Below are 6,302 nucleotides of genomic sequence, written 5' to 3'. Positions count from 1 at the left end.
GTGGGAGCAGCAGTCGGTTGCGGCGTCGGGGCCTTCGTTGGGGTCGGGACCGGTGCCTTGGTCGGCGTGGGCGAGCTGCCCGAGCAAGTGCCGACTACCTTCCACACGCCCCATTCGCCCGATTGGGCCGGGTTGTCACCCTGGGTCCACCATTTGGCCTCGTACACGGTGCCCTGGTAGCTCACGCGGGCGCCGCCGTTGTAGACGCCGCTGGCGGTCCAGGCCGGTGCCGAAGTGCAGGTGGACGGGGTGGAAGGCGTCGGGGTTGGTTGCGGCGCGGTGGTCGGGCGCGGCGTCGGGGTGGCTTGCGGGGACGGCGTGGGTGCGGGGGTCGGTACGGAGCCGCAGCTGCCGCCGGCTTGCCACAGCGTGGCGGTGGAAGCCGGGTTCCAGTTGGTGCCAACATAGGCGGTATGGGTGACGAGGGCGGTGTAGGTGGCGCCGTTGTAGGTGACGGTATCGCCGGCCTGGTAGGCATTGCCTTCGGCCCAGTTGCCGCGGCAGGCGGCGTTGGCATGGACGGCCAGGGTCGATACGGCTGCTGCGATGACCAGCATCGCCAGCTTGGGTGATTTCATTTCTTCTCTCTCCGCGAGCCCGAGGGCTTCTTTGTATGGAACGTCGGAGCGAGAATGACCCGATCCGAACCCTGGCGGGCCCGGTGGTAGCGGATGTCCATCCCCACAGTCCGACGACGTTGCCCCGGCCTTAGGACCGGTGGCTTTGTGGCGCCATACATCTCACGCGCGAGGTGGAAACTACAAGCGGGAAAATGACAAACGTATGAAATTTAGGGGATGAACGGTATAAATGATTGCGCTTTCAGTGCAAAAGGAAAGCGCTGCCAAAAGCGCGTCCACGCAGCTGAAATTGCGCGGGCCGGAAGGGGGTGCCGGCCCGCTCATGGCTTAACGTAGCGCGGCCAGCGTGGCCAGCGCTGTCGGTCGCAGCATGCCGTAGTTGTAGAAGGAGAAGGCTTGAATGCCGAGCGCCTTCAGGCCCTCGTAGGCAGGTTGCAGCTGCGCGCCATCGCCGAGGTCTGGCACGCCAGGGCGCAGGATGGCGCGCACCTTGGATGCGTCGCCAATGCGGCGCACGGTGTCGACGCCATCGGCGATCACCCGCTCGGCATTCGGCTCGTAAAACGGCACCTCGACCCCATCGCATACCTTGGCGAGTGCGGCCAGATCGCTGCCTTCCAGCCAAGTCTGCGCGGTGGGGCGCTGCACGGTGGGGATCACGTAGAGCGCCGTTTCCGGCTTGATCGCTTGGCGGATGGTGTGGACAAGCTCGGTCACCCGTTCCTGCCGCATGCGGATATAGGCGGCGAGTTCCAGATCCTCGAACAGGTCGGCGGCGAGCCAGGCGCCCGCCTGGTCCGGTGCGGCATCGACATGCGCGGCGAGATAACCGTCGACCCGGTTGCGTACGCGAGCGGCCAGCGCATCAGCGTCGATTGCGCGTGCCCGGGCGGTCACTTTACAGGCATCGCAGAAGCACAAGCCCAGCATGGTGTCGAGCCAGACGTTGCCGCGTACCTGGGCGAATTCGTGGTGGTAGCCGTGGCCATAGGGCGCCCAGCCAGGCGATTCCAGTGTCAGGCTCTGCCACGGCAGCGCCTGCGCCACGTCGGCGGCCAGTGCCACGCCGTAGTCAAACACGGCCGGCTGCATCGTGCACAGCGCATACAGGTAGCCATCGCCCCAGGCATTGCGGGTGACGAGCTCAGGGTGCTCGGCGCCCAGGCGCGAGTTGTGGAACAAAATGGTCCAGGCCGACAGCGCCAGCCGGCCGTCGTCGGCCAGATCGTAGGCGACGCGGCGCTGCGCCGGGTCGGAGTGCGGATAGGCCGGCAGCGTGCCGTAATGGCTGTGGCTGGGCTCGTAGTAGAGCGCGCCGTCCTCGGGGAACACCACGCGGCCGCCCACCTGGCCCGCGCGTGGCGGACGGATGAACTTGCCGGCATGGTAGCTGGCGGCGAGCTTGACGCCGTTGAGGCCGAGCGCGAGCACTTCGTCGACGAAGGCGACGGTGTTGCGGCCGGCCACGTCCCAGGAATAGGTGTAGAGCGAGCGGGTGGTCATGCGGGCCTCCGGATGGCGTGGGCTGCAGTAGGGATGGCGTGCGGCATCGCGCTGGATGGAATGATGGCACCGGGGTGCTGGATCACCACGCCGGCGAGCGCGTGGCCGGCGTGGGCGGCGGCCACCGGGTTGGCCTCGGCCAGCCGGGCCGCGAGGTAGCCAGCGGCGAAGGCATCGCCGGCGGCACAGGTATCGACGATGCGCGCGACCGGTTGTGGCGCGACTTCGCAACGCACCTTGCCCGCGACAACGAGACAGGGCGCCGCGCCGCGCTTGACGACGAGCTCTGTACAGCCGGCGGCGCGAATGCGTTCGATGAGTGTGTCGCCGCCATCGCCAAACACCAGCGTCTCGTCGTCCTCGGTGACGAGGGCGATATCGGCGATGGCGTAGAGCTGGGTATAGGCATCGCGCGCGGCCTCGCGGCTCCATAGCGGCAGCCGGTAGTTGTTGTCGAACCAGATGTGCCCGCCGTGTACCTTGAATTCGATCAGCGCCGCGATCAGCCGGGCGCGCTCCTTGGGCGGGAACAGCGCCAGCGTGATGCCGGAGAGGTAAAGCGCATCGAGCCCGTCGAACAGCCGCGCGAAATCGAGGCCGCCGGCAAACCAGTGGCGTACCGCGCTGTCGTTGCGCCAGTAGTGGAAGCGCCGTTCACCGGCCGTGTCGGTCTCTACGAGGTAAAGCCCCGGGGTTCGGCCGGGTAGACGGGCGATACGGTCAGTCAGCAGGTGCTCGTTGCGCCAGGCGGTGATGAGCTCGTCGGATAGGCTGTCGTCGCCCAGCGCAGTCAGGTAGCGCACGCGGTGGTTGGCTGGGAGCTGGCGGGAGAGGTAGACGGCGGTGTTCAGCGTGTCGCCTCCCCAGCGCCGCACCAGCGGCATGCCAGAGAGTTCGAGCATGCCTTCGCCCAGAGCCGCGATATTCATGGATGGATTCCTGATCAGGGTTTCTTGTACGCCACGCAATCGACTTCGACCTTGCAGTCGACGACCATGCTCGACACCACACAGGCGCGGGCTGGCGGGTTGGCGCCGAAGTAGTGCATGAACACCTTGTTGAACGACATGAAGTCACGCGGATCGTCCAGCCACACGCCGCAGCGCACCACGTGCTCTGGGCCGTAGCCGGCTTCGGCGAGGATGGCGAGCAGGTTCTGGATGGCCTGGTGCGATTGCGCGACGATGCCGCCGTCGATCACTTCGCCATTCACCATCGGCACCTGGCCGGACACGAACAGCCAGCCATCGGCGCCCGCGGCACGCGCGAATGGCAGGTGCTGGCCGCCGGTGCCCTTGCCGCCTTCGACGCCGATACGGGTGATGTCACTCATGCTTTGCTCCTGGGTTGAAGGTGTGACGCAGATCGGTCTCGCGCGGCAGGAAACGGCCGGAGCGCGCGCCGGTCGGTGTGCCCGCGTCGTAGGCGAGCTGTCCGTTCACCCATACGCCGACAATGCCGGAAGCCGCGGCGACCGGTGCAGTAAAACTGGCGTTGTCGCGCACGCTGGCCGGGTCGAACAGCGTCAGGTCCGCCCAGTGGCCGACCCGGATCAGGCCGCGCTCGGCGAGGCCGAAGCGCCTGGCCGACAAGCCCGTCATCTTGTGGATGGCCGTGGCGAGCGGGAACAGGCCCACCTCGCGGCTGTAATGGCCGAGTACCCGCGGAAACGCGCCCCACAGCCGGGGATGCGGCAACGGGTCGTTGGGCAGGCCGTCCGAGCCGACCATGGTCAGCGGGTGCGCCAGGATGCGCCGCACGTCCGTTTCATCCATGCCGTGATAAACGGCACCGGCCGGTTGCAGCCGCGCTGCAGCGTCGAGCAGCGGCACGCCCCAGTCGGCGGCGATGTCGGCGAGGTTGCGGCCCGCCATGTCCGGATGCGGCGTGCTCCAGGTGATAGTGATCGGGAAGTCGCTAGTGACCTGCTTGAGATCGAGCGTCGACGAGCTCGCGGCGTAGGGGTAGCAATCGCAGCCGACCGGGTGGTGCGCGGCGGCGTTTTCCAGCGCGCCCAGCACCTCGGTGCTGCGGCCCCAGTTGCCGGCGCCGGCGCATTTCAGGTGTGACACGATGACGGGCGCCTGGGCGTGCGTGCCGATGGCGATTGCCTCGGCGATCGCTTCGACGATGCCGTCGAACTCGGTGCGCAGGTGGGTGGTGTAGAGCGCGCCGTGCGCGGCCAGCTCCTCGGCGAGTTGTTTCACCTCGTCGGTGCTGGCGCTGATCGCCGACGCGTACGCGAGGCCGGTCGACAGCCCCAGCGCGCCATCGGAGAGCGCGTCGGCCAGCTCGGCGCGCATCCCGGCGATCTCGGCGGTGCTGGCGACGCGATCCAGCTGATCCATCTGGTTCTGCCGCAGTGCGGTGTGCCCGACGAGCGCTGCCACGTTGACGGCCGGCCGCGCGGCATCGACGGCGGCGCGGTAGTCGGCAAAGCGCGGGTAGACGAAGTGCTCCATGCCCCCCAGCAAATTCATCGGATCGGGCGGCTCGCTACGCAGTCGCACCGGGCTCGCGCTGATGCCGCAATTGCCGACGATGACGGTGGTGATGCCCTGCGACAGCTTGGGCAGCATGTCGGGCTGGCGGATCACGTTGGTGTCGTCGTGCGTGTGCACGTCGATAAAGCCGGGCGCGAGCACGAGGCCGGTCGCATCGATTTCGCGGGTGGCCGTGGCGAGGTCGAGCTCGCCATCGCGCGCGATGGCGGCGATGCGCTGGTCCGCAATGGCCAGCGTCGCGGAAAATGGCGTGGCGCCGCTACCGTCGTGGACGGTGGCGTGGCGGATTAGCCAGTCGTATGGTGCTGTCACGTGGCAGCCTCCTGGTCGCCCAAGTGCCCCGTGCGCCAATGGATGTTGGTCAGCACTAGATAGTCACTTTCGTATTCGACGACACATATCTGTGCCGTATGTACCAGTTTGGATACCAGCTCTGCTCGATAGCAGGCAGTAGGTTTGTGATTGGGTGACAGAAACATCACCATGTCCGAGGCTTGAAATGCGAGTTCGAATCGGCGTTCTTGGACATGCAGACTCCGAGCCATGCTAGGTTCGTTGAATGGGCATGTGAGCAGCGCTTGCTCGAGAAAAGACTCAATTGCGGTCCATTTGTGTGCATCCGACAGCGATACGATTTTGCATGCGTGGGCCGGCTCCCAACTGGCGACAAAGTGCTGAAGCATTTGCGTGACGTTGTAGCCATTTTTAGGAATGAGTTGTGCGCTGGCGACAAAGTCACGGAATTCACCGTTCACAGAGGCTGCGGCATCGAGATAGCCATCCAGCCGCGCAACCAGCTGCAGTCGCTCTTCCTTGGTAAGCGGGTCCATCTCATCAATCCCCCAGCGGCAGCCAGCCGCCGCCGCCGCGGTAGTCGTCGAGTGCGAGCTTCACCCGGCGCAGCAGTTCCTGGCTTTCGCTCTTGTGCGCCAGCGCAAGCTCGGTGGCGAGGATGTCGATGGCAAGCAGCATGGCGTAGCGCGAGGCCGAAGGCTTGAAGATGAAGTCGGTTTCTTCCAGCGATAGCGGAATCACGACGCTGGCGAGGCTGGCCAGCGGCGAGCCGGGCACGGTGAGGGCGACGATGTGCGCGCCGTATTCGCGGGCAATCTCGGCGGTGGCCAAGAGTTCGGGCGTGACGCCACTGGTCGATAGCATCACCAGCGTGTGTTCGGGGGTGAGCGTGGCGGCGAGCATGCGGGTCAGCACCGCGTCGTGGTAGCTGGCGACGGCATAGCCCAGCCGCGCCAGCCGGAATTGCAGCTCGTCCGACAGCATGGTCGACGCGCCGCCCATGCCGATCACGTAGACCATGCGCGCCTTGGCGATCAGCGCGGCGGCGGCGTGGAAATCCGCCTCGGCGAAGAGCAGTAGATGCCGACGCAGCGCCGCGTCGATATCGCCGACGATACGGCTGTAGAACGCGCTCTCTTCCAGTTGCGGCGCAAGGAAGCGTTCGCCCACCGAACCCGCGCGCGCCAGCTTGTGCTTGAGCTCGCGGATATCGCTGCAATCGACCGAGCGCGCAAAGCGCGAAATGGTGGCGATGCTTACTCCGGCCCGCGTAGCCAGTTCGTTGATATTGGCCCGGGCCGCAAAATCGATGTCTGCAAGCACGGCGTCGGCCACCTTCTGTTCGGTGGCAGATAGCCGCTCCCGGCTGGCGCGGATGTGATAGATGATGTCGACGTTCATGGGCGGGTTCTGTGTGTGG

7 protein-coding genes are annotated in these 6,302 nt (G+C 66.3%); all 7 read right to left on the bottom strand.

The window, feature by feature from the left end:
* Window positions 1–578, bottom strand: a 578-nt coding sequence (locus NLI84_RS19065; protein ID WP_284699966.1) for a carbohydrate-binding protein, incomplete at its 3' end; no start/stop codon positions are given.
* Window positions 579–908: 330 nt separating this feature from the next.
* Window positions 909–2,084, bottom strand: coding sequence for a hypothetical protein (locus tag NLI84_RS17070; protein WP_255991986.1), 1,176 nt, complete (start codon window positions 2,082–2,084; stop codon window positions 909–911).
* Window positions 2,081–3,013, bottom strand: a complete 933-nt coding sequence (locus tag NLI84_RS17065; RefSeq protein WP_255991985.1) for a sugar kinase — start codon at window positions 3,011–3,013, stop codon at window positions 2,081–2,083. The genes NLI84_RS17070 and NLI84_RS17065 overlap by 4 nt, the downstream gene beginning before the upstream one ends.
* 14 nt (window positions 3,014–3,027) lie before the next feature.
* A complete protein-coding gene (locus NLI84_RS17060) occupies window positions 3,028–3,417 on the bottom strand; it encodes a RidA family protein (protein WP_255991984.1) in 390 nt (129 codons plus the stop codon).
* Window positions 3,410–4,900: an N-acyl-D-amino-acid deacylase family protein gene (locus NLI84_RS17055; RefSeq protein WP_255991983.1), complete on the bottom strand. Its 1,491-nt coding sequence runs from the start codon at window positions 4,898–4,900 to the stop codon at window positions 3,410–3,412. The genes NLI84_RS17060 and NLI84_RS17055 overlap by 8 nt, the downstream gene beginning before the upstream one ends.
* On the bottom strand, window positions 4,897–5,418 hold the full coding sequence (locus tag NLI84_RS17050) for a hypothetical protein (RefSeq protein ID WP_255991982.1): 522 nt from the start codon (window positions 5,416–5,418) through the stop codon (window positions 4,897–4,899). The genes NLI84_RS17055 and NLI84_RS17050 overlap by 4 nt, the downstream gene beginning before the upstream one ends.
* Window positions 5,419–5,422: 4 nt before the next feature.
* A complete protein-coding gene (locus tag NLI84_RS17045) occupies window positions 5,423–6,283 on the bottom strand; it encodes a MurR/RpiR family transcriptional regulator (RefSeq protein ID WP_255991981.1) in 861 nt (286 codons plus the stop codon).
* Window positions 6,284–6,302: the final 19 nt, after the last annotated feature.

Source organism: Chitinolyticbacter albus (assembly GCF_024437655.1).
Taxonomy (GTDB): domain Bacteria; phylum Pseudomonadota; class Gammaproteobacteria; order Burkholderiales; family Chitinibacteraceae; genus Chitinolyticbacter; species Chitinolyticbacter albus.
The sequence above is the reverse complement of the archived record's forward strand: the minus strand, read 5'-3'. Positions and strand labels throughout refer to the sequence as shown.